The 25988-nt window shown below is 35.1% G+C and carries 26 protein-coding genes and 1 riboswitch; of the genes, 21 read left to right on the top strand and 5 right to left on the bottom strand.

The window, feature by feature from the left end; all coding sequences use genetic code 11:
• Positions 1-21: 21 nt before the first annotated feature.
• A complete protein-coding gene (locus FC88_RS07115; RefSeq protein ID WP_057814242.1) occupies positions 22-1362 on the bottom strand; it encodes a uracil-xanthine permease family protein in 1341 nt (446 codons plus the stop codon).
• Entirely contained in the window at positions 1362-2690 is a 1329-nt protein-coding gene (guaD, locus tag FC88_RS07110; protein ID WP_057814241.1) for a guanine deaminase, read from the bottom strand. The genes FC88_RS07115 and guaD overlap by 1 nt, the downstream gene beginning before the upstream one ends.
• Positions 2691-3041: 351 nt before the next feature.
• Between guaD and FC88_RS07105 the strand changes: the two genes are divergently transcribed.
• From FC88_RS07105 to FC88_RS07035, 15 genes are all read left to right on the top strand, one after another.
• A complete protein-coding gene (locus FC88_RS07105) occupies positions 3042-4322 on the top strand; it encodes a PTS sugar transporter subunit IIC (protein WP_057814240.1) in 1281 nt (426 codons plus the stop codon).
• Positions 4323-4403: 81 nt separating this feature from the next.
• The gene (locus tag FC88_RS07100) at positions 4404-5222 is read left to right on the top strand and encodes a Cof-type HAD-IIB family hydrolase (RefSeq protein ID WP_057814239.1); all 819 of its coding nucleotides are present in this window, start codon (positions 4404-4406) and stop codon (positions 5220-5222) included.
• Positions 5223-5442: 220 nt separating this feature from the next.
• Positions 5443-6294, top strand: a complete 852-nt coding sequence (locus FC88_RS07095) for a PRD domain-containing protein (RefSeq protein WP_057814238.1) — start codon at positions 5443-5445, stop codon at positions 6292-6294.
• Positions 6295-6306: 12 nt separating this feature from the next.
• Entirely contained in the window at positions 6307-6657 is a 351-nt protein-coding gene (locus FC88_RS07090; protein ID WP_057814237.1) for a PTS lactose/cellobiose transporter subunit IIA, read from the top strand.
• A gap of 18 nt (positions 6658-6675) precedes the next feature.
• Positions 6676-8403, top strand: coding sequence for a lactose-specific PTS transporter subunit EIIC (locus tag FC88_RS07085; protein WP_057814236.1), 1728 nt, complete (start codon positions 6676-6678; stop codon positions 8401-8403).
• Positions 8404-8429: 26 nt separating this feature from the next.
• Positions 8430-9854 (top strand): 6-phospho-beta-galactosidase, encoded by a 1425-nt coding sequence (gene lacG, locus FC88_RS07080; RefSeq protein WP_057814235.1) that lies wholly within the window; start codon positions 8430-8432, stop codon positions 9852-9854.
• A gap of 244 nt (positions 9855-10098) precedes the next feature.
• Complete coding sequence (locus FC88_RS07075; RefSeq protein WP_057814233.1) at positions 10099-10446, top strand: PTS sugar transporter subunit IIA; 348 nt, start codon at positions 10099-10101, stop codon at positions 10444-10446.
• A gap of 84 nt (positions 10447-10530) precedes the next feature.
• Complete coding sequence (locus FC88_RS07070) at positions 10531-11343, top strand: Cof-type HAD-IIB family hydrolase (RefSeq protein WP_057814226.1); 813 nt, start codon at positions 10531-10533, stop codon at positions 11341-11343.
• A 99-nt stretch (positions 11344-11442) separates the two neighbouring features.
• A complete protein-coding gene (locus tag FC88_RS07065; RefSeq protein ID WP_057814223.1) occupies positions 11443-12303 on the top strand; it encodes a PRD domain-containing protein in 861 nt (286 codons plus the stop codon).
• Between the two features lie 266 nt (positions 12304-12569).
• Entirely contained in the window at positions 12570-13283 is a 714-nt protein-coding gene (locus FC88_RS07060) for a gamma-glutamyl-gamma-aminobutyrate hydrolase family protein (protein WP_057814220.1), read from the top strand.
• Positions 13284-13345: 62 nt separating this feature from the next.
• A riboswitch (FMN riboswitch) is annotated at positions 13346-13480 on the top strand.
• A gap of 122 nt (positions 13481-13602) precedes the next feature.
• Complete coding sequence (gene ribD / locus FC88_RS07055; RefSeq protein WP_057814217.1) at positions 13603-14634, top strand: bifunctional diaminohydroxyphosphoribosylaminopyrimidine deaminase/5-amino-6-(5-phosphoribosylamino)uracil reductase RibD; 1032 nt, start codon at positions 13603-13605, stop codon at positions 14632-14634.
• Positions 14634-15233: a riboflavin synthase gene (gene ribE, locus FC88_RS07050; RefSeq protein WP_057814216.1), complete on the top strand. Its 600-nt coding sequence runs from the start codon at positions 14634-14636 to the stop codon at positions 15231-15233. The genes ribD and ribE overlap by 1 nt, the downstream gene beginning before the upstream one ends.
• Positions 15223-16425, top strand: coding sequence for a bifunctional 3,4-dihydroxy-2-butanone-4-phosphate synthase/GTP cyclohydrolase II (locus FC88_RS07045; RefSeq protein ID WP_057814211.1), 1203 nt, complete (start codon positions 15223-15225; stop codon positions 16423-16425). The genes ribE and FC88_RS07045 overlap by 11 nt, the downstream gene beginning before the upstream one ends.
• Before the next feature lies 1 nt (position 16426).
• The gene (gene ribH, locus FC88_RS07040) at positions 16427-16888 is read left to right on the top strand and encodes a 6,7-dimethyl-8-ribityllumazine synthase (protein ID WP_057814206.1); all 462 of its coding nucleotides are present in this window, start codon (positions 16427-16429) and stop codon (positions 16886-16888) included.
• Positions 16889-16977: 89 nt separating this feature from the next.
• On the top strand, positions 16978-17736 hold the full coding sequence (locus FC88_RS07035) for a Cof-type HAD-IIB family hydrolase (protein ID WP_057814204.1): 759 nt from the start codon (positions 16978-16980) through the stop codon (positions 17734-17736).
• Positions 17737-17792: 56 nt separating this feature from the next.
• On the opposite strand, the gene FC88_RS07030 is transcribed toward FC88_RS07035, so the two are convergent.
• Complete coding sequence (locus FC88_RS07030) at positions 17793-18638, bottom strand: aldo/keto reductase (protein WP_149029848.1); 846 nt, start codon at positions 18636-18638, stop codon at positions 17793-17795.
• 232 nt (positions 18639-18870) lie between these two features.
• Between FC88_RS07030 and FC88_RS07025 the strand changes: the two genes are divergently transcribed.
• Complete coding sequence (locus FC88_RS07025) at positions 18871-20070, top strand: NupC/NupG family nucleoside CNT transporter (protein ID WP_057814269.1); 1200 nt, start codon at positions 18871-18873, stop codon at positions 20068-20070.
• Positions 20071-20112: 42 nt separating this feature from the next.
• Here the strand turns inward: FC88_RS07025 and FC88_RS07020 are convergent, their stop codons facing one another.
• Together FC88_RS07020 and FC88_RS07015 are read right to left on the bottom strand one after the other, a co-directional pair.
• A complete protein-coding gene (locus FC88_RS07020; protein ID WP_057814202.1) occupies positions 20113-20841 on the bottom strand; it encodes an alpha/beta hydrolase in 729 nt (242 codons plus the stop codon).
• A gap of 66 nt (positions 20842-20907) precedes the next feature.
• On the bottom strand, positions 20908-21957 hold the full coding sequence (locus FC88_RS07015) for a CdaR family transcriptional regulator (RefSeq protein WP_057814197.1): 1050 nt from the start codon (positions 21955-21957) through the stop codon (positions 20908-20910).
• A 265-nt stretch (positions 21958-22222) separates the two neighbouring features.
• Between FC88_RS07015 and FC88_RS07010 the strand changes: the two genes are divergently transcribed.
• From FC88_RS07010 to FC88_RS06990, 5 genes are all read left to right on the top strand, one after another.
• Positions 22223-23506, top strand: a complete 1284-nt coding sequence (locus FC88_RS07010) for a GntP family permease (protein ID WP_057814195.1) — start codon at positions 22223-22225, stop codon at positions 23504-23506.
• A gap of 13 nt (positions 23507-23519) precedes the next feature.
• Entirely contained in the window at positions 23520-24659 is a 1140-nt protein-coding gene (locus FC88_RS07005) for a glycerate kinase family protein (RefSeq protein WP_057814193.1), read from the top strand.
• Positions 24660-24787: 128 nt separating this feature from the next.
• Positions 24788-25159: a hypothetical protein gene (locus FC88_RS07000; RefSeq protein WP_057814192.1), complete on the top strand. Its 372-nt coding sequence runs from the start codon at positions 24788-24790 to the stop codon at positions 25157-25159.
• A 166-nt stretch (positions 25160-25325) separates the two neighbouring features.
• Positions 25326-25535 (top strand): DUF3923 family protein, encoded by a 210-nt coding sequence (locus FC88_RS06995; RefSeq protein ID WP_057814191.1) that lies wholly within the window; start codon positions 25326-25328, stop codon positions 25533-25535.
• Positions 25536-25574: 39 nt separating this feature from the next.
• Positions 25575-25907 (top strand): hypothetical protein, encoded by a 333-nt coding sequence (locus tag FC88_RS06990; protein WP_057814190.1) that lies wholly within the window; start codon positions 25575-25577, stop codon positions 25905-25907.
• Positions 25908-25988: the final 81 nt, after the last annotated feature.

Raw genomic sequence — 25988 nt, 5'->3', positions numbered from 1 at the left:
AAAGTATTCCTTCTTTTTTTGTTAGACTGTTGTTACTTCAGGATTACTTTTAGGCATGACCAAATTCAAGATGATAGCAGCAATAGCAGCTACAGCGATTGGAGAACCTAATAAGTATTGTAAGATTTGTGGTGCATTTTTAGTAACATTAGCTGGTAATAAAACTAAAGCTAAGGTTAAGACGATTGGAATACCGATAATATAAAGATCACGGTCTGTAGTTTCTAATCCACGAATAACGTTTAAACCGTTCAACATAATAGTTACAGTGATGATGGCGAAGACTCCACCGATTACTGGTGCTGGGATAGCGGCTAGAAAAGCTGATAGTTTACTGAAGAATCCTAATATTGAGAACCAGATTCCGGCGAATAAGAAGACACGTTTACTTGCAACACCAGTGATAGAAATAACGCCGGCATTTGTCGAATATCCAGTAACAGGAGTAGTTCCAAGTAGTGAAGCTACCATACAGCTAAGACCTTCACCGATGATTCCGTGATTCCATTGCTTGTCCGTGATTTCGTGATTGGTAACGGCACCCATAGCGAACCAAGTACCAGTTGTTTCAGTCGTTATAACGGCGTAGATGATGATGAAAGTGATGATTGCTGATGGACTAAAATTGATACCCCAGTGGAAGATGGTTCTTTCAGGAAGACCAAACCAAGCGGCCTCATTAACTTCTTTCCAATTGAACATGCCCATCATAGTTGAAACAATCGTACCAACACCCAATGCTAAAATAATTGAACTAGTTCTAAAGAAACGACGAACTTTTTTAAACTTCAAACTGATACCAACAGAAACTAAAAGAGTTAAGGCAGTAACGGAAGCTAAGATAATATTGTTGTCAATTTTACCTGGAGCGTTGAAGATGTTGCTGTTTAAAGCAGTTGGAATCAGTGATAAGCCAACACAAGTAATGATCGTCCCACCAACTAAAGCGGGTACTAAACGATTGATAATCTTTTGGAAAATTCCTGTGGCACCTAAGATGATCAATATAATTGAACCAATTAATGTGGCACCAATCAGAGTACCCATTCCGTTGCCTTTGAGACCGCCCGATGCCAAGACAACACCAGCGGCAGCTCCTAATGGAACAAATGAAGGACCTTGAGAAACCGGCATCTTCATGAAGACGAATGTTTGTAAAATTGTTCCAATTCCGGCAGCTAAGAAAGTTGATTGCAACAATCCCATTTGGTCACCCAGACCCATTGCCATCATACCAGCCAAAACGATTGGTGGAACGTAGATATCCATCGCTAAAACGTGCTGTAATCCTAAGAAACCAGCTTCTCCCATGCCGATTTTGTCATCAGGACCAACAAGTAAACTACTTTTATTATTATCCATTATTCTTCTCCTAGTTTGTTATGTACTAATTTTCCAGATACATAAACTTGCTTGATATTTTCTTTATTCGTGTGGTAAATCAGTCTTTCAAATATTTCTTGTGGTTCGTTTGATGAGATATCGAAATATTGATCTTGAACAATTTGCAAATCAGCTTTGAAACCTGATTTAATTTGTCCAGATTTGATATGCAAAGCTTGCGCTCCACCGACAGTGGCGAGATAAAAAGCATTTGCGGCTGAAATACGTGCGTTGTCATGTCCTTGGTCGGTTAAAACTTGTGACGACATGATACTTTGTTGCATATTACGATAAAGACTAGGAGAGAAACCTCCAGAGATATCAGTTCCTAAACCAATTTTGACATTCTTTTGATGAGCATCTTGAACACGCATTACTGAATTGCCAAAATAAATATTAGAAATTGGACAGTGGGCAATGGCCGTTTGACGGCTGCTGAATGTATCTAAATCTTGATCACTTAATTGAGTACCGTGAGCCATGATTGATTTATCAGTTAATAAGTCAAATTTGTCCAAAACTTGAGTATCTCGTAAATTGTAATGTTCTTGGGCGTAGTGATCTTCCCAAATACTTTCACTACAGTGAGATTGAATCGGTAAATCATATTTCTTCGCTAACAGTCCTAAGCCTTGTAAAGTTTCTTCGGTACAGCTAGGAACGAATCTTGGCGTTATAACGGGGGTTATTTCTGCTTTGTTTTGATTTCGCAAGTCGAACATCGCTTGGATAAATTCTTCAGTTTGTTGTAAGGCGACTTGTGAGTTTTGATCACGATAGTAATCTGGCGTTTGCTCGGGGTTATCCATCGCAACTTTACCGATGAAAGCTCTTTGACCAAGCTCTGCACAGATTTTAGCAAGGATCAGATTGGCTTCGTTGTGGATCGAACCGAAGAACAGTCCGCTTGTCGTCCCATTAGCCAAGAGTTCTTTAATTAGACTGTAATAGATTTTTTCGGCATATTCTTTATCCTTAAATTTAGCTTCCAATGGAAAGGTGTAAGAATTTAGCCATTCATTCAGCGGTTTGTCCAGAGCTAAACCGGCTTGGGGCCATTGCGGCGCATGAATATGCAAATCAGTGAATCCTGGTAGAACGTAACTATCTTTTGCAACTTGGTAATAGGAACCGATTTGTTGCGCAGTTTGTTTGACGGACTGATAATCGCTATCAGTAGCGGATATAACTCGGTCGATAATTCCTGACTGATCTACACATATAAGTACTTCTGGTGTAAAATCCGCCTTGTCAAACGAAACTGAAGAAATAATAGTTCCCTCAATAACTATTTGATAGGTGATAATCTAACACTTCCTTAAATTTTATATACGTAAGAATAACATGAATGATAATGTAAATAAATAGTAAATAGTTCGTATTTTAGTTGAAAGATACTTGAAAGTGTGAAATATCGGTTTTTATCGTTATGAAATTACCAATAATATATATGTTGGATGCGATTACAAATAGTGCTATAGATAAATTTACATTCTTTTAAAAAACTGTTTAAACCGTTATAAATAAAAATTGCAGACTTTTTGTAAAAATTTTACCGATATTGTTTTGTGAAGATTGTAAATTTATAAAATTATATCTTGTCAGATAAAAATAACCTAACGTATACTTTTAACAGGGATTATATGGGGGATATTTTCGTGCAAGAAAAATTTGAAAAAAAATTGATGCCTTTAGCTGATAAATTAGCTGAAAACGTCGTTTTGAAATCGTTACGTGATGGTTTCTTGATTATTACGCCTTTGATTATTGTTATTTCAATCTTTTTATTGATTGGTAATTTTCCGATTCCAGGTTGGACGAAATTTTGGATGGGAATATTTGGGCACAAGTGGATCGAGTGGTTCAGTGCTGTCTCTGGGTCAGTCTTTAATTTCACGGGGTTATTATCTTGTTTTGGGATTTCTTATGCTTATGGTAAGAATCGTGATTTAGTACCAGTTCACGCTACGGCCGTGGCCTTAGTTTCTTTTTTTATTTTAACGCCGATGACCTTAACGGTTGGCAAGCAAGAGATTGGAGCCGTCAAAACTTTATATCTTGGACCTAATGGAATCTTTTTAGGGCTGTTTACGGCTTTGGTCAGTGTTGAATTATTCAGATTTGCCAAAAAGCGTAATTGGACGATTAAGATGCCTAATGGGGTTCCAGATATGGTTCGTGAATCTTTTGACGTCTTGTTGCCAAGTGGTTTTGTGATTTTAATTTTCTTTTTGATAAGAATTATCTTTAGCTTAACAACGATGGAAACAGCTTATAATTTTATTTACACAATTTTGCAAGCACCATTGAAACACGTTGGCAATTCTTTAGGTTCAGTTTTCTTATATATTTTGATAGCTTCAATTTTGTGGTGTTTTGGTATTAATGGACCGTCAGTAGTAAATAGTGTTTGGTCACCGATATTCTTTGTCTTGAGTCAGGATAATCTAAAAGCTTTTCAAACCGGGCATTCATTGCCACACATTTATACTGAACAATTCATCGAAGATTTTGCGACTTATGGTGGTGGCGGCAGCGTTTTATCGTTAATTATCGTGATGGTATTTATTTGCAAATCTAAACGGATCAAAGAGTTGGGGAAATTAACCATTATTCCCAGTATTTTTGGCATTGGCGAACCACTTATTTATGGACTACCAATTGTCCTGAATCCGGTCATTGCTATACCATTCGTAATAACGCCGGTAGTGAATGTTTTGTTTTCAGGATTAGCTTTCTCAATCCACCTAGTGCCATACACTAATGGTGTTATGCTGCCATGGACAACACCACCAATCGTTTCAGGCTGGTTGACAACAGGTAGTTGGCGAGGAGCGGCGTTACAAATTGTGGAGATTATTATTGGTGTTATGATTTATTTGCCATTTATTAAGATGCTGGATAAAAAATATTTACGTGATGAGACGGCTACTGAATAAGTGGTCTTTTTTTTTAACTGAATTGAAAGCGCTTAATTTATAAGCTATTATCAATAGTAAAGTACGAGGAGGGTACAGAATATGTCAAATATCAAGTTAGTTGCGATGGATATTGATGATACTTTGTTAGACGATAAAAAAAATATTTCTTTAAAAAATAAGGTGGCTATTCAAAAAGCCTTGGAGAAAGGAGTCAAGGTGGTACTCAGTTCAGGCCGGACTTTCAATGGAATGATTGAATATTTAGATGAGCTAGGAATTAATGGTGATAATCAGTTCGTGATTCTCGATGGTGGAGGAGTGGTCCAAAGTGTTTCTGGAAAGATAATTTATCAACAAACTCTATCTAATGCCGCTTATCGAAAGATTGATAAATACGTAGTCGAAAATAATTTGCACTACAATGCAGTGGATGTTAAAGGAAATACTTATACGAGCAATCGAGATTTTATTGACAAATATACCGTTTTACAAGCTTTTGAAAATAATAAAGGGTTAATTATCAAGTGTCCAGGAGAGTTGCCTAATGATTTTGAAATAGTAAAAGCTATTTTAAATGAAGATGGACCGAAATTGGATGCAATTACGCCTGAGGTTAATCGTTTGTTTGGCGACAATCATTACGTGGTAAGAACGGATGTTGGATTCTTGGAGATTATGCCCCAGCACGTTAATAAAGGCAATGGATTATTGCATTTAGCCAAGTATTTAGGAATTGGTATAGACGATACACTAGCAATCGGCGATGGGGAGAACGATATACCAATGTTAGAGCAAGCTGGTGTGGCTGTAGTGATGGAAAATGCGGACGATTCAATAAAAAAATTGGCGGATTTTGTGACTACGAATAATAACGAAAGTGGCATAGCAACAGCGTTTGAGAAGTATGACTTAAATTAAGATAATAATTGATTTAAAAAATAATTAACTGAAACCGTTTACAAAATATTGTGAATGTTTTATACTAACTTGTGTTGAAAGAAAAAATATATTTTTAGTGAATTGTTACTATTAAATTAGGCGAGATCACTTAACGATTTTTTAAATGGATACTCTGTTTGGGAGTACTGTTTAAAAAGTCGTTGGTGGTCTCTTTTTTTGTTAGAAAGGGGGGAATGGAATGGTAGAGATTGCCCAAGTCTTTAACAACAACAGTGCGTTAGTCAACCTAGGAGACCATCGTCAAGCAATTGTGAAAGGCAAAGGAATCGCTTTTAGACGGACAAAAGGAAATCAAATTGATTCAAGTAAAGTAGAAAAAATTTTTTATCTCAATACTAAAACAGCGCAAGAGAATCTGTATTTTCTAATTAAAGATATTCCAATTGATATCGTTACAACTACTTATGAAATTATTGATTATGCAATCAAAAAATTTGATTATAATGTTTTGGATTATGCGTATATAACTTTGGGAGATCATATATTTGGATCATATCAGCGAATTTTGTCACATACATATCAAGAAAGTTTAATACCGGATATGAGTAATCAATATCCAGTTGAATATTTAATTTCGCATCATGCATTAGATATTATTTATAAAAATTTGGACATTAAATTTCCAGAATCCGAAACTAAAAGTATTGCTCTACATTTCATAAATGCTAAAGGTGCTGAGAGTCAAAAGAGTGACTTAAAAGAAGATACTACGAAAGGAATCAATCAAATTGTTAAATCAATTTTGAATGCAAATAAAATTTTTCGTATTGATGCTAATAGTAACTATTTTGATCGTTTTATGATTCACCTCCAGTATTTAGCGGGACGTCTAAATGATAGTGATGAAGATGATAAAGAATTTAGCGAGAATCTTGAGAGAGAGATGAAAAATTCATATCCAGAATCTTTCAAAATAGCTAAAGAAATTTATGATTCATTACAATCTCAATTAAGTGTCGAACTTGATAGTAACGAGCTGTTATATTTTATTATTCATATTCAACGATTAATTCAAGAGAAATCTAATTAGGAGGAATTGGTTATGGCAGTAACAAAAGAGGAAATTTCTATGACTGGCTTTGCCATTGTTGCCTATGCTGGTGATGCTAAAACTGCTTTACTTAAGGCCTTAGATAATGCCCGAGAAGGGAAAATCAATGAAGCTAAAAAGTTGGTGGAGGAAGCAAATCAATCTATTGTTGATGCTCACAATGAACAAACTAAACTTCTTGCTAATGAAGCAGGTGGCATGGACATGGATGTTACTTTCATCATGGTCCACGGTCAAGATACATTGATGACAACAATGATGTTGATGGATCAGTGCAAGTTCTTCATCGATGAGTATGAAAGAATCAACAAGATTGAGAGTAAATTAGATATTAAAAAATAATAATAGGGGGAAAGTATTATGAGTAGTGATAGCGCTAGTAGTAATAGTATTTTTGATAAATTAAAACCTGCCTTTGAAGCGATTGCTGCTAACAGATATGTTTCTGCAATTCGTGATGGGTTTATTGCTTGTATGCCAATCATCATCTTCTCCAGTATTTTCATGATGATTGCATATGTTCCAAATGCTTGGGGGTTCTATTGGCCCACTAAGATTACCAATATTATTTTGATTGCTTACAATTACTCAATGGGTCTATTGGCATTGTTCGTCGCTGGTACCACAGCCAAGAACTTAACTGATAGTAAAAATTTGGATTTGCCTAAGACGAATCAAGTTAATCCGGTTTCTGTAATTATTGCTTCAGAAATTGCATTTATTATCCTTTCAATCATTCCCTTGAAGACAGGTAATGATTTAACTTATATGGGTACTCAAGGTTTGATTTGTGCTTATATTGTTGGTTTGATTGTTCCAAATATTTATTATATTTGTATTAAAAATAATGTAACAATTAAGTTGCCTCCACAAGTACCACAAAATATTTCTCAAACATTTAAAGATCTTATTCCTATGGCATCAGCTGTAACAATTTTCTGGTTGTTCGGCGTTGTCTTTAAAGCCGCAACAGGAACAATTCTTCCTCGTTGGATTATCCAAGTATTATCACCACTATTCCAAGCTAGTGATTCATATATTGGACTTTCAATTATTGCCGGAGCCATGGCTTTCTTCTGGTTCTGTGGTGTTCAAGGTCCATCAATCGTTCAACCTGCTGTTGTTCCAATTATGATTGCTAATACTGCACAAAACTTGCAACAATATCAAGCTGGTGCACATGCATCACACGTTTTAGCAATGAATACAATGGACTATGTTATGAACTTTGGTGGTACTGGTTCAACATTTGTTGTTGCCTTTATCATGTTATTTGCAGCTCGTTCAGCTCAATTGAAAGCTGTTGGTAAAGCTGCCTTTATTCCAGGATCATTCTCAGTTAATGAACCTGTATTGTTCGGTATGCCTATTATCATGAATCCTATGTTCTTTGTTCCATTCTTATTAACACCTATTGCTAATATTTGCATGTTCAAGTTCTTCGTTAATGTATTAGGCATGAATAGTTTCATGTTCACTATGCCATGGACGGTTCCTGCCCCAATTGGTATTTTGATTTCAAGTAGTTTTGCTCCATTAGCGTTTGTTTATGTTCTATTGGCATTGGTAGTGGATATTTTAATTTACTTCCCATTCATTCGTACATATGACAGTACATTGCTTGCTCAAGAAAAAGCTAAAGAAGCTGAAATGGAAAACAGTGACGCTGATGATGCTGTTGAAGGTGGAAATGATGTATCCGGTGCTCAAGTAGCAATGTCTTCAGACAATAAAGATGCTATCCCATCTGCTGATGCAAAAGATTACTTCAAGAATAACGAAGTTGATGTCTTAGTTCTATGTGCTGGTGGTGGTACCTCTGGTATTTTAGCTAATGCATTGAATAAGTTATCCAAAGAGCAAGATTTGAAACTATCGGCAACTGCTCGTGCTTATGGTCAAGATATGGATCTAATTCAAGATATGGATATGGTCATCTTGGCTCCACAAATGGAAAGTATGAAAGGTAATTTGAAGAAGATTACTGATAAATATGGTGTAAAACTAGTTACAACAACTGGTAGACAGTATATTGATTTGACTAATAATGGAGACAAAGCTTTGAACTTTGTTGAAACTAACTTGTAATTTAACTTTTGAGGAGGATATATTCTATGAGTAAGACATTACCAAAAGATTTTCTAATGGGTGGTGCCAGTGCCGCTTACCAAGTTGAGGGTGCTACTAAAGAAGATGGAAAAGGAAGAGTTTTATGGGATGACTTTCTTGAAAAACAAGGTCGTTTCAGTCCGGATCCTGCTGCTGATTTTTACCATCGTTATGATGAGGATTTAACATTATCAGAAAAATTTGGAGTACAAGCAATTCGTGTATCGATTGCATGGTCAAGAATTTTCCCTGATGGTGCCGGAAAAGTTGAACAACGAGGAGTTGATTATTACCATCGTTTGTTTGCCTCTTGTGCTAAACATAATGTCATACCTTTTGTTACACTGCATCATTTTGATACACCTGAAAGATTACATAATGAAGGTGATTGGTTAAGTCAAGAAATGCTTGATGATTTCGTTGAATATGCTAAGTTCTGCTTTAATGAATTTAAAGAAGTTAAATATTGGATTACAATTAATGAACCAACTTCTATGGCAGTTCAACAATATACTAGTGGCACATTTCCACCAGCAGAAAGCGGTCGTTTTGATAAGACTTTCCAAGCTGAACATAATCAAATGGTTGCACATGCTAAGATAGTTAATTTATATAAATCAATGAATCTCGGTGGAGAAATTGGAATTGTTCATGCTTTGCAAACTGTTTATCCATACAGCGATACTCCAGGAGATAAGCATGCTGCCGCTCTGCAAGATGCCTTAGAGAATAGATTATATTTGGACGGGACTCTAGCTGGTGAATATCACAAAGAAACTTTATCGTTGGTAAAAGAAATTTTGGATGCTAACAATCAACCAATGTTTAAGTACACTGATGAAGAATTAGCAGAATTGAGTAAGGCTGCTCATCAACTCGATTTTGTCGGTGTAAATAATTACTTCAGTAAGTGGATTCGCGAATATAATGGTGCTTCAGAGACCATCCACAATGGGACTGGTGCTAAAGGTACTTCAGTTGCCAGACTTCATGGTATCGGTGAAGAGAAGAAACCTGATGGTATTGAGACTACTGATTGGGATTGGTCAATCTATCCAAAGGGGATGCATGATATTTTAATGCGTATTCATAACGATTATCCTTTGGTTCCTGCTATTTATATCACAGAAAATGGTATTGGTTTGAAGGAATCATTACCTGAAAATGCCACAGATGATACTGTAATTGATGATCCTAAGAGAATTGATTACTTGAAGAAGTATATCGGTGCAATTGCTGATGCTATTAATGAAGGTGCTAATGTTAAAGGATACTTCATTTGGTCATTGCAAGATCAGTTCTCATGGACAAATGGTTACAGCAAGCGTTATGGTTTATTCTTTGTAGATTTTCCTACTCAAAAGAGATATATCAAGAAGAGCGCATATTGGTTTAAAAAACTAAGTGAAACACACGTAATCTCTGACTAAAAAATAATTAGAAAGATTGGAATGAAGAATTTCAATCTTTTTTTGTTAAATATATGTAATCGTTTACAATTGAGGATTAAAAGTATATACTTATTTATATAAAGAAATAGTGATTAGTAAGTTGTTACTATTAAATTAGGCGAAATTACTAAATGATGATTGGAGAATTGCAATAAACACTTTTCCTACCATTATTTGTAATTTCGTTTTTTATTTTAAAAAATAAACAATCGAGGTAAGAGAAATGGCAGTTACAAAGGAAGAAATATCAATGACGGGTTTTGCAATCGTAGCATATGCAGGAGATGCAAAGACTGCCTTAATAAAGGCACTAGATAATGCGCGTGAAGGAAAAATTAAAGAAGCTAAAGAATTAGTTGAGGAAGCCAATAAGTCTATTGTAGACGCTCATAATGAGCAAACTAAATTATTGGCAAATGAAGCTGGCGGTATGGATATGGATGTAACATTTATTATGGTGCATGGTCAAGATACTTTAATGAATACGATGATGCTAATGGATCAATGCAAATTTTTCATAGATGAGTATGAACGTATCAACAAGATTGAAGAGAAGCTAGGAATGAATTAATAACTATTTAGAATCTTGAGATAATAAAAAGTCTCAAGGTTCTTTTTTCTATTACAATAGAAGTAAATAAATAGGAGGATTGTGATGACTTACAAATTAATTGCATTAGACATGGATGATACGCTTTTAACTTCTCAAAAGACGATATCAGATAAGAATAAAGAGATGATTCAAAAAGCTCTTTCTAAAGGAATAAAAGTTGTTTTGTGCTCGGGGAGAACTCACAATGCGGTGGTAGATTATGCTAAAGAATTGGATATTGATGGCGAAAATCAATATATGATCACTAATGGTGGTGCAATTATTGAAAATCTAGAGGGTAAAATCATTTATCAACGGATGATGAGTAATGATTTTTATCGTGAATTTGTAAATTTCATTAAAGAAAATAATCTACATTATAACGTCGTTGACAACCAAGGCAAGACTTACACTAGTCAAAGTGATTGGTTTGATAAATACACTATTATGCAAGCCTACGAAAATGATAATGGTCTATTTGTTCGAGAACCAGAAGATTTACCAGATAATTTTGAAATCACTAAGGCAATCATCAATGGTGATGAAAAGAAATTAGATGCTATCACACCAATGGTTAACGAGAAATTTGCTAAAGATTATTTTGTAGTCAGAACTGGCGTTGGTTTCTTAGAGATTTTCCCTAAAGACGTTAACAAAGGCAATGCTATTAAAATTTTAACAAAGAACTTAAATTTAGATCTCTCTGAAGTAATGGCAATGGGGGATCGTGACAATGACATTCCCATGTTAAAAATCGTCGGTAAAGGAATTGCTATGGAAAATGGGATGCCACAAGTAAAGGAAGCTGCTGATTTTGTAACCGCCGATAATAACCACAGTGGCGTCGGTTTGGCAATTGAGAAATTTGCCTTGTAAAAATATAATCACTTTTTGGCATGCGCTTTCACTATTTTGCTTGATTTGACCGCAAATGCCTGGAACTACTTTAATAATTAAAATTATGAGGAGGGGATTATGCGATTACTGATTGAACAAGTATTTAACAACAACACAGCTGTCGTTAATTTGGGGGATGACCAACATGCGATAGTTAAAGGTAAAGGGATAGCCTTCAATAAATCTAAAAAATCCTTTCTAGATAGTTCTAAAATAGAAAGGATTTTTTATTTAGATTCTGAGGAATCGCAAAAGGATTTATATTTTTTACTAAAAGATATTCCGATTGATGTGGTAACGACTACGTATGAAATAGTCGATTATGCCAAGAAAAAATTTAATTATTCGGTTATGGATTACATTTATATAACGCTCAGTGATCATATTTTTGGAGCGTACCAGCGTTACAATAGTGGCCAATATAAGGAAAGCCATATTCCCGATATGAGTGATAATTATCTGGACGAATATTTGATAGCTAGTAAGGGATTGAATATCATAAATTACAATTTGAATATTCATTTGCCAGATTCAGAAATTAAGAATATAGCGTTACATTTTATCAATGCTAAAACCGATAAAAAGATTCCTAAGCATAACGATAAAGTGAAAGTCGATTTTAATAAACTCATTAAACAAATAATGATAAAAAATAATATTTTTCGAACTAAAAGTAATAGTAATTACTATGATCGTTTCATGGTTCATTTGCAGTACTTATCACAGAGATTGAAAAATAAATCTCAAGATACTAATTTCGATAAGAAAATCGAGTTAGAAATGGAACGAGATTATCCTGGTTCGACGAGTATTGCTAAACAGATATCTTACGAGATTAAACAAGCAATGGGGGTAGAATTAAGCAGTAAAGAATTGTTATATTTTATTATCCATATTCAGCGAATCACGCAAGAAGATGGTTTAAATCAAAATAAGTAAAATTCTAATAAACTAAGGATTTGTTTCTCGAAAATGATGTAAATCAGACATTATTTTGACTGAAATAAATCCTTTTTTGTATTTATTAAATAAAAATTAGAATTTGCTAAAGCCTTACGATTCTTTAAAAAAGGTTATGGTTTACTCGTTATAAAGGATAGATACTTGAATTATAATTAGAAAATATTTAATATTATTAATAAATAGTTTGACAGATTAAAATAGAGTGCTAATCTTAAATAAAATTGGAAAAGGAGCGATTGCTCATGAGTAAAGTAATTGGAATTACCGCAGACATTTTTTTAGGTGCTACCGACGTGATCAATCAAAAATTAATGGATTTTGTACCACGTCCACTCGTTAATGGGGTTATCGCTGCTGGTGGCATTCCAGTTAGTTTACCATCACTTCCTAAAGAAGAGGTTAATGGATTAATTGCTCGATTAGATGGGATTATCTTTCCTGGTGGTCCTGATATTGATCCGATTTTTATGGGCGAGGAACCGATACCTAATCTTGGCGTGACTAATCGAACTAGGGATTTATTTGAAATTGCTTTAGCTAGAACTGCAGTCGCTAAGAAAATCCCTATTTTAGGAATCTGTCGAGGAGCCCAAGTTATCGACGTAGCATTGGGTGGTTCAGTCTATCAAGATTTATCAAGTCAATATCCAGGGAAATTATTAAAGCATCATCAGCAATCACCTGGCGACCAACCAACTCACTTTGTTTCAGTCAATCATGATTCTAAATTATTTAAGTCGATTGGGGATAATGTCTTTGTCAATTCTAGACATCATCAAGCAATTAAAAATGTTCCTGAAGGATTGAGAGTTGTCTCTAAAGCGACTGATGGCGTGATTGAAGAAATTGAAAATGATGATGCAACTGTTCAAGCTGTTCAATGGCATCCAGAAAATCTCTGGCAACATGATTCTCAGCAATTACAACTTTTTAAGGATTTTATCGCTCGCACATAATAAATAAATTGAACTTGTCAAAAATATTTTTGTGTTGTAGTATTTTTAATTGAAAACTGAATAGATTTCTTCGGGGCAGGGTGTAATTCCCGACCGACGGTGACAATTCAAGGAAATTGAAGTCCGTGACCCACGCAAGTGGTGGACCTGGTGAGAATCCGGGACCGACAGTATAGTCTGGATGGTAGAAGAAAAAAGAGATAATTATTTCATGCTCTTAGTAGGCTTATTTGAGTCGCTCTCGTATGAAATCTTATTTAGCTTATCTTAGGCCCCGCATATTTTTATGTGAGGTCTTTTTTTGTGGGGTGAATAGGATTTGGATAGATTTATGAAATTAGCTTTTGAGGAAGCAAAGAAAGGAAAAGATACTTGGACTAATCCGCAAGTTGGTGCGGTGATAGTAAAAGATAGTCAAGTTTTAGGTCAAGGACATCACGCAACTTTTGGACATGAACATGCTGAAATCAATGCCTTCAAGTCTTTAAAGGATATCGATGATGCCAAAAATGCGACATTGTACGTTACTTTAGAACCTTGTTCCCACTTTGGTAAAACACCACCTTGTGTACAAAAAATAGTTCAGTTAGGTGTAAAAAAAGTCGTTATCGGTCAAATTGATCCTAATCCGCTAGTAAGTGGTAAGGGTGTTAAATACTTACGAGATCACGGAGTGGTAGTTGAAGAACAGTCGATTAATTCCAAATTAAACCGTTCATACAATTATTTTTATGAGAATAATCAACCACTGGTTACTGTTAAGTATGCAATGACTTTGGACGGTAAGATTAATAAAAATAAAGACCGACGATCAATCGTATCTAATCAAGCCGCTTTTGAAGATTCTCAACAATTACGTAGTCAACAACAAGTCATCTTGATTGGGGAGAATACCTTGAAAGTCGACGATCCATCTTTGACTGTCAGAGATAGAAAAATGTCTTTTCCACCAATCAGGGCGGTAGTTGTTAGAGATATTAATCAAATATCCTTGGATTTAAAGATTTTTCAAACTGATGAACCGATTTGGTTTTTCAGTGAAACAACGAATCACCGGACTCTACCAGAAAATGTTCAAGTAATTGTCGGCAAATGGACGCCAGACAGTATTTTGAATTATTTGACCACTCAAAAGATTCAAGCAGTTCTAGTAGAAGGTGGAAGTTTCTTACAAGCTAAGTTTTTATCTGCTGGTCTGGTAAAAAAATTAGTAATTTATTTAGCAAATAAAATTTACGGTTTTGGTTTACCGGCGGTTTGGGGTGTCGACTTTGCTCCTGTTAATTTTGATGAACTGACTGTAGAAAAATTGGCTGATAATTTGAAAATAACAACGTGGAGGAAAGACTAATGTTTACAGGAATTATTAAAAATATTGGTACGATTGCTGGTATAAATCAAGCAAATGACAATTATCGTTTAACTATTAATCACAGTTTAGGAAATCTAAGTTTAGGTGACAGTATTGCTATCAACGGAATTTGTTTGACGGTGATTGATTTTCAAAAAGACCAATTTCAAGTTGAGGTTATGCCAGAAACTATTAAACGGACTAATTTAATTGAAATGTCAGTTGGAACGAGAGTTAATTTAGAACCAGCATTGAGACCAAACTCTGAAATTGGTGGCCATTTTGTTTTAGGACATGTTGATACAATTGGTAAATTATTGTCAAAACAAGTGACCAAGAATTCAGTATTATTAACATTTTCAATTCCCAAAAAATATAATCCTTACATAGTTGAGAAAGGTTCTATTGCAATTGACGGAGTGAGTTTGACCTTGATTGCAGTAACTGAGGATACTTTTCAAGTGGGGATCATCCCTTATACCCAAGATGAAACTATCTTAGGCTCATTAAAAGTCAATCAAACAGTTAATTTGGAAACTGATATTTTAGGAAAATACATCTATAAAGATTTGAAACGGGGCAATCAAAATGAAAAATAACGAAATTATTACTAAAGTTGAACGAGCAGTGGCTGACCTAAAGCAAGGAAAATTAATTATCGTTGCCGATTCTGAAAAAAGAGAAGCAGAGGGAGATATGATTGGTCTGGCTGACTTTGTTACACCTGAAAATGTCAATTTTATGATCAAACATGCCCGTGGTTTACTTTGTGTTCCTATGGAAAAATCAATAGCTGAAAAATTAAACTTACATCCGATGACAAAATCACACGATGCTTATGGAACAGCCTTTACCGTAAGTACTGACAGTAAAGAGACCACGACGGGAATTTCAGCTTTTGACCGTGCCAAGACGATACAAAAATTAAGTCAGTCAAATGACGCCAACGATTTTTATCATCCAGGTCATATTTTTCCTTTGATTGCTAGAGATAACGGTGTACTTGAAAGAGATGGTCACACTGAGGCAGCAGTTGATCTAGCCAAAATTGCTCAAGCAACACCGGTAGCTTATATTTGTGAAGTTATTAAAGAAAATGGCCGTATGGCTAGAAGGCCAGAGTTAAAGCAAATTGCCGAAGAAAATAATTTAACTTTCATCACGATTGCGGATATCATCAATTATCGCTATTTAAAGAATTTTGATGTACTACACGCAATCTCAGACGTTGATTTACCAACGAAATTTGGTCATTTCCGTTTGAAGTCATTTACTTATAAAGATGAACCGGTTTTAGTAATTTATAAAGGACAAATTGAAAACAAGTCTGATTTGTTATTAAGAGTTCATTCTGAATGTTTGACTGGAGATATTTTAGGTTCAAAACGTTGTGATTGTGGCGAACAATTAGAGCAATCACTTCAAAGAATTGAGAAGAATGGCAGTGGTGCTGTGATCTATTTGCATCAAGAAGGTCGCGGAATCGGTTTGATTAACAAGTTACGTGCTTATCAATTACAAGATGAGGGTTTAGATACAGTTGAAGCTAACTTGAAACTAGGCTTTAAAGCTGACCAAAGAGACTATCGCGTTGTTTTAGCGATTTTGGAAGAATTAAGTGTTGAATCAGTCGATTTATTGACAAATAACCCTGATAAATTGAAGCAATTGGAACAGTTTGGCTTAAAAGTAAATCGCGTAGCTTTAGAAACTGAACCCAATGCTAATGACATTGATTATTTGAGAACAAAGAAACAAAAATTCAATCATTTATTAAACGAGGTAAATTAAAATGAAGCAAGTTAATGGAAATTTGAATGGTCAAGGACTAAAAATTGGTATCGTAGTCGCTAAATTCAATGAAGTAGTTACCAATAAGTTACTATCTGGTGCGTTGGATAAATTGGAACAACTAAATGTTGATACAGAAGATATCACAGTGGTTAAAGTTCCCGGAGCTTTTGAAATTCCTCGAATGGCCAAGAAATTAGCTGAAAGTAAGCAAGTAGATGGAATTATCACTTTAGGAGCAGTCGTTAGAGGTGAAACGGCTCACTTTGACTATGTATGTTCTGAGTCTGCTTCAGGAGTTAGCCAAGTTTCGTTGAACAGCCGTGTTCCTGTTATGTATGGAATTTTAACTACAAATGATATGTCACAAGCCTTGAATCGAGCTGGGGGGAAAGCTGGTAATAAAGGTAGCGAATGTGCAAGTGATGTCGTTGAAGTCATCAATGCCGAAAAAAATATCTAACAATCCCAATTGTCTATTAACTCTATATAACAAAATCGTTATTTTGGATTACAATTTTAATAGAAAGAGTAATTTAAGGAGTGTTATGTATGGGTTATAAATTAATTGCAATCGATATGGATGGTACGCTCTTGAATTCCAAGCAAAAAGTTTCTCAAAAAAATATTCAAGCAATTCAAGCAGCTAAATCAAAGGGAGTTTATATAGTGCTTTGTTCAGGCAGAGCTTACGATGGGATAATTGACAGTGCCAAAGTATTAGGAATCAATGAATCGGATCAATATATGATTTGTTATGGCGGGAGTGTTATTCAAAATTATGATCAAGAAGTCCTTTATCAACGGACTTTAAAGAATGAAAATTGTGAAGAAATTGCCCGTTTTTTAACAGATAAAAAGATTCATTATAAATTTATCGATAATACGGGAACACTTTATCAGTCGTATCAAGATTGGATTGAAAAGCACATGCTAAATCCAAAATTGGGTATCGTCAAAGTGTTATTGAAAACTAGAAAGCATAAACTACCAGAAGTATTGCAGCTAGTACATGAGCAATATGATAGTAATTATTTTGTTGTTCAAACGAGTGAAAAAGAATTAGAAATTTTTCCAAAGAATGTCAACAAAGGTAATGCCCTAGAGAGACTAACTAAATATCTAAAAATCAGTCCCAAAGAAGTCATGGCTATTGGGGACTATGATAATGATATGCCGATGTTTCGAGCTGCAAAATTCAGTGTCGCTGTTGGGAATGCCATTTCTAAAGTAAAAGATTTAAGTGATGTCGTGGTAGCCGATAACGATCACGATGGCGTAGCACAAGCAATTGAAAAATATGCTTTATAATAATGTGTATAAAAAAATCAGCCCAAATCAATGGACTGATTTTTTTATGCCATATTTTAAATCGTATCGAGTGGTTTTTCACCTTTAGGAGCTGGATAAGTTTTATCAAGCAACTCCAATTCATCCGCTGAAAAACTAACGTCAACTGCTTCAATATTCTGTTTCGTATGTTCTACAGAAGAAGACTTAGGGATGCTCAATAAATCATGATTTCTGATTACCCAAGCTAATAATAGTTGATAAGCTGTAATGTGTTTTTGTTTAGCCATCTCTTGAATAACGGGAGCAATCTTTAAGTATTCACTGCCGTCTGAACCAAAAGGTGAATAGGCGACAAATGACATGTGATGTTCTTTTTGCCAAGGTAATATTGAATATTCAATACCTCGACTGCCGATGTTGTAGAGATCTTCATTGACACGACAATTTTTACCAGCAGGAAGAGCGTCCAATTCTTTGAGATCTTCGATATCGAAGTTAGAGACACCCCAGTTTTTGATCAAGCCGGCTTGAACCATATTTTCCAATCCTTCAACTGTTTGTGCTAGTGGAGTTTGACCACGCCAATGTAGTAAGTAGAGATCCAAATAGTCAGTTTGCAATCGTTTAAGACTAGCTTTAAGGCTTTGTTCAATTAATTTAGGTGTAGCGTGAAATGGATAAAATTTGGAGATTAATTGAAAATCTGAACGTGAATAGTCTTTAATGACGTTGCCGATTAGAGTTTCTGATTTTCCTTCACCGTACATTTCTGCTGTATCGATGACGTTGATGCCATGATCGAGTCCAAACTTTAAAGCTGCCATTTCTGATTCAGTTCTAGTTTGATTGCCTTCACCGATGTGCCAAGAGTCCATCCCAATGGCTGAAGTATTTTGATGATTGAATGTAATTGATTTCAAAACTATTCCTCGCTTTCGATATTAAATAAGTAATTATGAAACATAACGTTGTAAGGGATAACATTACTATTATAAAGCCAATCGTATTAATTATGAAATGAAGACGATTTAATCCCTCCAAATTGTAAAAATTCATTTACAAAGGCTTTTTTGCCATGTAATATAAAAAAAGAAGTGAAAAGTTTAACGAATTCTGACTTCAAATAAAAAAAGGGGTTAAGTATAGATGAGTATGTACCTAGTAGTTAATATTTTAGGTCTGTTTATTTTTCTAGGGATCGGATTCCTCTTTTCGAAGAATCGTAAGGGAATCCAATGGAAATCGATCGCCATCATGGTCGTTTTGAACTTATTCTTGGCATGGTTTCTAACTAGTTTCGGTGTTGGTCGTGCAATTGTTTCTGGAGCTGCTGATGGGTTTAATTGGTTAGTTCAAGTTGCTTACACCGGTATCGAATTCGCTCTACCTAGTTGGGTTCATGTAAAGAGCATGGACTTTGTAACTAGTGCTCTACTACCAATTTTGTTAATTGTGCCACTGTTTGACATTTTGACATATATTGGAGTTCTACCTTTTATTATTAAGTGGATCGGTAAGGGATTGTCATTTGTTACTGGTCAGCCTAAGTTCGAATCATTTTTTGCCGTTGAAATGATGTTTTTAGGTAATACGGAAGCCTTAGCCGTATCAAGTTTGCAGTTAAAACAAATCAAAGCACAACGTAACGTTACTTTGGCAATGATGTCAATGAGTTGTGTTACTGCCTCAATCATCGGATCATATATCCAAATGATGCCAGGTCAATTTATTTTAACAGCTATTCCTATCAATATTATTAATGCAATTATCGTAACAAGTTTATTGAATCCTGTTACAGTTGAACCAGAAGAAGATACGATTGCTAAGCTTCATGGTGAAGATGGTAAGAAAGAACCATTCTTCTCATTTCTTGGCGACTCAATTCTTGGTGCTGGTCGTTTGATTTTGATTATTGCCGCTAATGTTATTGCTTTTGTTGCTTTGGCTGCTTTGATCGATAAAATTTTGCAATTGGTAAATCCTTGGTTAACTTTAGAACACATTCTAGGTATCGTGATGTATCCATTTGCTTGGTTGCTTGGTTTGAATGGACATGATTCATTCCAGATGGCTCAATACATGGGAACAAAATTAGTTACCAATGAATTTGTTGTAATGGGTAAAGTTACAGGAATCATTAAGAGTTTTGATCCTCACTTCAAGGCTGTTTTAACAGTCTTCATTACATCATTTGCTAACTTCTCAACTTTGGGAATGATTATCGGATGTTTCAAAGGTATCGTTGATAAAGAAAAGAACGATGCTATTTCTAAGAATGTTGGTTACATGTTGCTATCAGGTATTTTGGTATCATTATTGTCAGCCGCATTTGTTGGATTGTTCGTTTGGTAATAATAAAAACCGCTAACTTCAAGATTAGCGGTTTTTTTTTGCTCATTTTTCTAACCAGTCAAAGACTTGCTCGATGTTTTGACTCCAAGTGTTCCAAGAATGATCTCCTTTAACTGGCATCCAAGTGTAGCGCCCTTTAGCATGAATTGATAAGAAATTTTTGAACATGACGTTATCTTCATGCATAAAATCACTATCACCACAAAGAGTTAAAATTTGTTGCTTAGGTTGGCGATTGTTGTAAATATTAGTTAATTGATTTTTAGCTAATTTTTCAGGACTATCGAAGATACTGTCAAAGGTAATTTTAGGCATGGGGCTCTTAGGATTATCACGAAAATGCTCAATATCGGTGATTGGTGAAAGAGCAGCAACCTTACTAAATAAGTCATTATTCAAAAAGGCTATTCTTAACGCACCGTAACCACCCATGCTAGAGCCGACAATGTAATTCTTATCACGTTCTTTTGAAATAGGTAAGATATGCTGCATTTTGGGGATAAACTCATTGATGAAATAAGAGTAATAAGGTATGAAATTGGAATCAGAGTAAAATGAATTTCTCGCTTCAGGCATAACAATCGCAACATTGTGCTGACGAGCTAATTTCTCAACGTTAACATGCCTTATCCAAGCACTATCGTCACCAGTATAACCATGGAGTAACCAGACTGTTGTATAAGCTGGTTCATTAGTATCAGGAAGTACGACTGTGGTTTTGAAATAAGTGTGCAAGTAATTGGTTCTGTAATTTAAATTCATTAATACCATATGATAAACCTCACAATATGATTTTATTCACTCAAATAATAAGCAATCTTTTAAAGAATTTCAATTTTAACGATGTTCATACTGATATTTTTTGAAGTAGAGGAAATTAACATACAATTGTAAAACATCAGTCAAATCTTTTAAATCCAAGCCAAAATATTCAGAAATATTGTTAAGTCGGTAGTTAGTTGTATTACGATGAACATTTAGGGCTTTAGAAGTCTCCGTTACATTACCGTTATGCTTGAAGTAGCAATCGATAGTGTCAAGTAATTCTAGACCCGATTTAGTCTTGAGAAAACTCTTAAAAATACTCAAGGCTTTTTTTGAATATAAATTACTGTCAAGAATGTGATTGAGGAAGCGAATCTCTTTGAAATAGAAAAAGCCCTCTAGTTGTAGTTCTTTACTAACAGTTATCGTATCTTGAGCTTGATGCAATGCATGCTTGAGATTAGTCATTTTATTACTGATACCAATCATCAAATGATGTTCCTTACTAAAGTTAAGGTACCGTTTCAGATCGTTTTCATTTCTAACAATAAGTAAATATTCTCCAGGAGTCTTTTTGAAAGAAAAATCAAAGGGACTAATTTGTAAGTCGTTCAAATCATTTGTTTCAATCAATACTATGTAACGATTAATAGATAAATCAATGTTCAAAGTCTCAGCTCGCAACTGTAATTCATCATTCAACAAGACGTTTTCTGTATTGGTCCATTCGTATAAAAAGTGGTTTAAGCTTTCTTTACGACGACCTTCAACTTTTGTGTTATTAATTTGAGAAATCAATAATTCAGTTGAAATTTTCAGCAATGAAGCTAGGGGAGTGACTTTTTGAGGGTCACCTGTGATGCCGATCACGCCAATAGTTTCATTGTTGAATTGTACAGGTATATTGACGCCGGGTTGACCATATCTGCCAAATGACTGGATCATTGGTTTAGTTTTACCACTTTGGATGGTATCAACAGCACCGATGTGTAAAGTATGAATTCTAGACTTATCACCACTAGCGATAATAATTCCCTTTTCGTTCATCATATTAATGTTATAAGGCACACTCTTCATCATTTTATCAACGATAGACTGTGCCAGATTCGGGTCTAATTTCATATTAGTATTCTTCCTTGTTAAAAAATATTCAAGCATTAATGAAAGCGTAAAGCATAAAATTGTGCATGTATTTATTTTACAATATTTTTGAGTAATAAAACATTGATTTATCAGTTAAAAAAAATAAATTTTCATCATTTTGACATTATAATTTGTGCAAATGTACATTGATTTTAAAAAAGCAAAAAGGTATTATACTCACGTTGCTCAATTGTTAATTATTTAACAATTGGCTGGAGAAGTTAAGAAAGGGTGTTATTTTAGGATGGTTATTGCATGGTGGGCAGCTCTTTTGGGGTTGCTTTTAGCAATTGGATTGATTTTATTCAGAGTTAATCCGGTTTATGCTTTGATCTTTGGCGCAATTATTGGTTGTTTAGTCGGTGGGATGTCTTTGACACAAACGACTAATACGATCGTCAAAGGTAGTTCCGGTGTCATGGGGACGATTATTCGTGTAATCGCAGCCGGAGTCTTAGCAGGTGTCATGATGGAATCTGGTGCGGCTAATGTGATTGCTTCTAATATCGTAGATCGTTTTAATGATAAATTAGCAATTTTAGCTTTAGCACTTTCAACTATGGTTTTGACAGGTGTTGGGATCTTTATTCCAGTAGCAGTTTTGATCGTTGCACCAATTGCACTAGAAGTTGGTCAAAAGATGCATTACAGTAAGCTTTCATTATTAGTGGCACTATCTGGTGGGGGTAAAGCGGGTAACGTTATCTCGCCTAATCCTAATACAATTGCGGCCGCAAAAGGGTTCAATGTTGATTTATCACAAGTGATGATTGCTGATTTTGTGCCAGCGGTCGTTGGCTTGATCGTTACGGTTTTATTGGCTACTTTAATTAAGCATCGTGGTTCTTTTGTACCAGAGTATCAAAAATTTGAGTCGAAAAAACAAGCTGATTTGCCAAGTTTAAAAGCTTCCATCGTTACACCTTTGGTAGCAGTGGTTTTGCTTTTGATCACACCAGTTGGAGATATTTTTGGGATTAAGATTTTAGCTTCATTTAACCTTGATGCAATGTATATCTTGCCAATTGCTGGCTTAGTTGGGACCTTAGCTATGGGACAAGGTAAGAAATTTTTGCAGTATATGGCTAAAGGTTTAGCTAGAATGACTGACGTTGTGATGATTTTGATTGGTGCTGGTGCGATTGCAGGGTTGGTTTCAGCTTCTAACTTGCCACAAAAAGTAGTTGAAATCGTCCAAACAACTGGAATTTCTGGCACTTTCTTAGCTCCAATTGCTGGTATTTTGATGGCTGCAGCCACAGCTTCAACTTCAACCGGTGTTATCTTAGCTTCAAACTCATTTGCCAAATCAATTATGTCATTTGGAATTTCAGGGACTGGTGCAGCTGCAATGGTTCACACTGGTGCCACGGTAATCGATCAATTGCCACACGGTAATTATTTCCACGTTACAGCCCAAGCTGTTCAAATGCACTTTAAGGAAAGAATGAGTGTTGTTTTGTGGGAAATGTTAGTTGGACTTTCGATGACAATTGTTGCAACATTGATGTATGGAAATCTGTTCTAGAGGTGATGTATAAATGAAAATAGTATTAGCTCCAGATTCATATAAGAACTCGTTAACTGCCAAACAAGTTGCTCAATCAATGAAAAAGGGCTTTGCCAAAGTTTATCCTGATGCCGAATTCGTCAATGTACCTATGGCTGACGGTGGTGAAGGAACAGTCCAATCATTGGTTGATGCAAGAAATGGTCAAATGATCACGGAAACAGTGGTTAATCCTTTAGGTAACAAAACACAAGCTCAATATGGTCTGATCGATGATGGCCAAGTAGCTGTTATTGAAATGGCTCAAGCTAGTGGGATTCAATTTATTAATCAATTCACTCAAAATCCTTATGTTACAACAACTTTTGGAACTGGTGAATTGATCAAATCAGCTATTCAAAAGGGTGCTAAGACTATCATTATTGGAATCGGTGGTTCTGCCACAAATGATGGTGGTGCCGGAATGGCCCAAGCCTTAGGTGCTAAATTGTTAGATGACAAAGACGAAGAATTGCAATATGGTGGTGCTGTGCTCAAAAAATTAGACCATATTGATATTTCTGAAATGTTACCAGAATTAAAGAATGTCAAAGTTATCATTGCTTCTGATGTTACCAATCCTTTAACTGGTAAAGATGGTGCTAGTCACGTCTTTGGACCACAAAAAGGTGCTAGTCCGGAGATGGCTGATTTCTTAGATGAAGCTCTATCACATTATGCCGATGTTTTAAAGCGTGATTTAGGAAAAGATTTAGAACAAACACCTGGTGCCGGTGCCGCAGGTGGATTAGGAGCTGGACTTCTAGCGTTTACTAATTCACAAATGCGTTCAGGGGTCGACATAGTTGTTGACTATACCGGGTTAAAAGAGTTTGTGCGAGATGCTGACGTCGTTATAACTGGCGAAGGTCAGATCGATTTTCAGACTAAATTCGGTAAAACTCCCATTGGGGTTGCCAAAGCTACGAAGGCTGTCAATCCCAATGCAACAGTAATTGCCATCGCTGGTTCCGTCGGCAAAAAAATTTCTGAGTTATATCCTTTGGGTATTGATGCTATCTTCACTTGTGTTCCGGGGGTAGAAGATTTATCCAAAGCCATTGCTGATACTGACAAGAATCTTCAACAAGTATCAGAGAACATCGCCCGTTTAATCAAAAATACAAAATAAAAGACTGAGTATGCTATCATCTGCGGATAGGGTGCTCAGTTTTTTTCGTCATTGGCAATTGATTGTAAAAAATGTCATAATAATAATTATATGATGAATTAAAATCTGAGAATAGAAAGGTGGATATAATGAAAAAAGTATTAGCCCCATTATTTATGAGTTTGATGTTAGTTTTAGTAACTAATGTTGAAACAGTTAACGCATCATCAAAGACTTATGAGGGTGAACAAACTATTTGTATTTCAGCATCAAGTAAATCTGATTCGAATAAATATCGAGTTTACAAGTTGAAGAAAAAGAAGATGTTTAAAACTTCTAAATTTGTTAAACTTCACAACGAATCTGAAATAAATTTTTGGAAAGCTAGTCAAGTAACCATCAAGGGACAACAGTGGTGGAAAATAGGTAAGAATCGTTATCTCAAAGACACTAGAGTTGAGGTAGTAAATACTGACAGAATGAAAGAATTAGGCCAAGAATTACCAACTTATGAAAACTAAAAAACGCTCGATTGATGAATAAAGTTACAGTACTTTATCGTTGATGGAGCGTTTTTGCTATTTGATCGTCCAAATTTATTTGTTTATGGAATATCACTTGTCAATTTAAGGTCATTTGCGTGATACTTAATGTATGAACATCATTTTGAGGGGGAAGTGTTTTTATATGAAATCTTGGTGGGAATTTAATTTCTTTTGGTTATTGATGTTTGCAATCGGTGTCTTGTGGATCATGGTTCGTAAAGTTGATGGTGCAGGTGTAGCTCAAACTGACCAAACTAGATTAATCAGTTTATTGGTTTTGGCTGCTTTTGCAGTGTTGATCATAATCTGTCAATCGATTATTTTTATTGCAATAAAATGGAGAGCTAAGTAATTATTTAATAAGAAACTATTTTTGTAAAAGGTGATTAAGATGAATAATGAAATAAAATTTATTATTAGTGAATTGGAAGTCATTTATGGCTTTTACCAAGACAATTTCAGTCTTAAACGAATCAAAAGTTATATTCTCAGTATGCCTGAGGGAGCTAAAATCGTGAAAGTTGAAGCGGGGAACGTTCCTATGTATGACCATAATGTAACTTTACCGATTGCTAAATTTAACGATGAAACCGATTCAATTGGGCTTCTACAAGTAACACATACGATGATCAACAATCGTGGCGTTGATGTAATTGCCAATGATGCTAACCGTGTGACTCAATTAGTTAATCGTTTGATTGATTTAATTGCACCAACAAAATAATAAGTATACAAAAAAGCCGCCAAACTGAAGTGCTCTAAAATTGTTAGACATAATCTAACAACTTTGGGAGCACTTTTTTTT

Origin of the sequence: Companilactobacillus futsaii JCM 17355 (genome assembly GCF_001435505.1) — a bacterium.
Lineage (GTDB): Bacteria > Bacillota > Bacilli > Lactobacillales > Lactobacillaceae > Companilactobacillus > Companilactobacillus futsaii.
Note: the sequence above shows the minus strand (reverse complement) of the source record. Positions and strands in the feature narration are given on the sequence as shown.

Bases quoted from the DNA above. Each gene is read 5' to 3' on its own strand.
- FC88_RS07115 (WP_057814242.1), bottom strand. From the start codon at position 1,362: ATGGATAATAATAAAAGTAGTTTACTTGTTGGTCCTGATGACAAAATC.
- FC88_RS07100 (WP_057814239.1), top strand. From the start codon at position 4,404: ATGTCAAATATCAAGTTAGTTGCGATGGATATTGATGATACTTTGTTA.
- FC88_RS07095 (WP_057814238.1), top strand. From the start codon at position 5,443: ATGGTAGAGATTGCCCAAGTCTTTAACAACAACAGTGCGTTAGTCAAC.
- FC88_RS07090 (WP_057814237.1), top strand. From the start codon at position 6,307: ATGGCAGTAACAAAAGAGGAAATTTCTATGACTGGCTTTGCCATTGTT.
- FC88_RS07085 (WP_057814236.1), top strand. From the start codon at position 6,676: ATGAGTAGTGATAGCGCTAGTAGTAATAGTATTTTTGATAAATTAAAA.
- lacG (WP_057814235.1), top strand. From the start codon at position 8,430: ATGAGTAAGACATTACCAAAAGATTTTCTAATGGGTGGTGCCAGTGCC.
- FC88_RS07075 (WP_057814233.1), top strand. From the start codon at position 10,099: ATGGCAGTTACAAAGGAAGAAATATCAATGACGGGTTTTGCAATCGTA.
- FC88_RS07070 (WP_057814226.1), top strand. From the start codon at position 10,531: ATGACTTACAAATTAATTGCATTAGACATGGATGATACGCTTTTAACT.
- FC88_RS07065 (WP_057814223.1), top strand. From the start codon at position 11,443: ATGCGATTACTGATTGAACAAGTATTTAACAACAACACAGCTGTCGTT.
- FC88_RS07060 (WP_057814220.1), top strand. From the start codon at position 12,570: ATGAGTAAAGTAATTGGAATTACCGCAGACATTTTTTTAGGTGCTACC.
- ribE (WP_057814216.1), top strand. From the start codon at position 14,634: ATGTTTACAGGAATTATTAAAAATATTGGTACGATTGCTGGTATAAAT.
- FC88_RS07045 (WP_057814211.1), top strand. From the start codon at position 15,223: ATGAAAAATAACGAAATTATTACTAAAGTTGAACGAGCAGTGGCTGAC.
- ribH (WP_057814206.1), top strand. From the start codon at position 16,427: ATGAAGCAAGTTAATGGAAATTTGAATGGTCAAGGACTAAAAATTGGT.
- FC88_RS07035 (WP_057814204.1), top strand. From the start codon at position 16,978: ATGGGTTATAAATTAATTGCAATCGATATGGATGGTACGCTCTTGAAT.
- FC88_RS07025 (WP_057814269.1), top strand. From the start codon at position 18,871: ATGTACCTAGTAGTTAATATTTTAGGTCTGTTTATTTTTCTAGGGATC.
- FC88_RS07020 (WP_057814202.1), bottom strand. From the start codon at position 20,841: ATGGTATTAATGAATTTAAATTACAGAACCAATTACTTGCACACTTAT.
- FC88_RS07015 (WP_057814197.1), bottom strand. From the start codon at position 21,957: ATGAAATTAGACCCGAATCTGGCACAGTCTATCGTTGATAAAATGATG.
- FC88_RS07010 (WP_057814195.1), top strand. From the start codon at position 22,223: ATGGTTATTGCATGGTGGGCAGCTCTTTTGGGGTTGCTTTTAGCAATT.
- FC88_RS07005 (WP_057814193.1), top strand. From the start codon at position 23,520: ATGAAAATAGTATTAGCTCCAGATTCATATAAGAACTCGTTAACTGCC.
- FC88_RS07000 (WP_057814192.1), top strand. From the start codon at position 24,788: ATGAAAAAAGTATTAGCCCCATTATTTATGAGTTTGATGTTAGTTTTA.
- FC88_RS06995 (WP_057814191.1), top strand. From the start codon at position 25,326: ATGAAATCTTGGTGGGAATTTAATTTCTTTTGGTTATTGATGTTTGCA.
- FC88_RS06990 (WP_057814190.1), top strand. From the start codon at position 25,575: ATGAATAATGAAATAAAATTTATTATTAGTGAATTGGAAGTCATTTAT.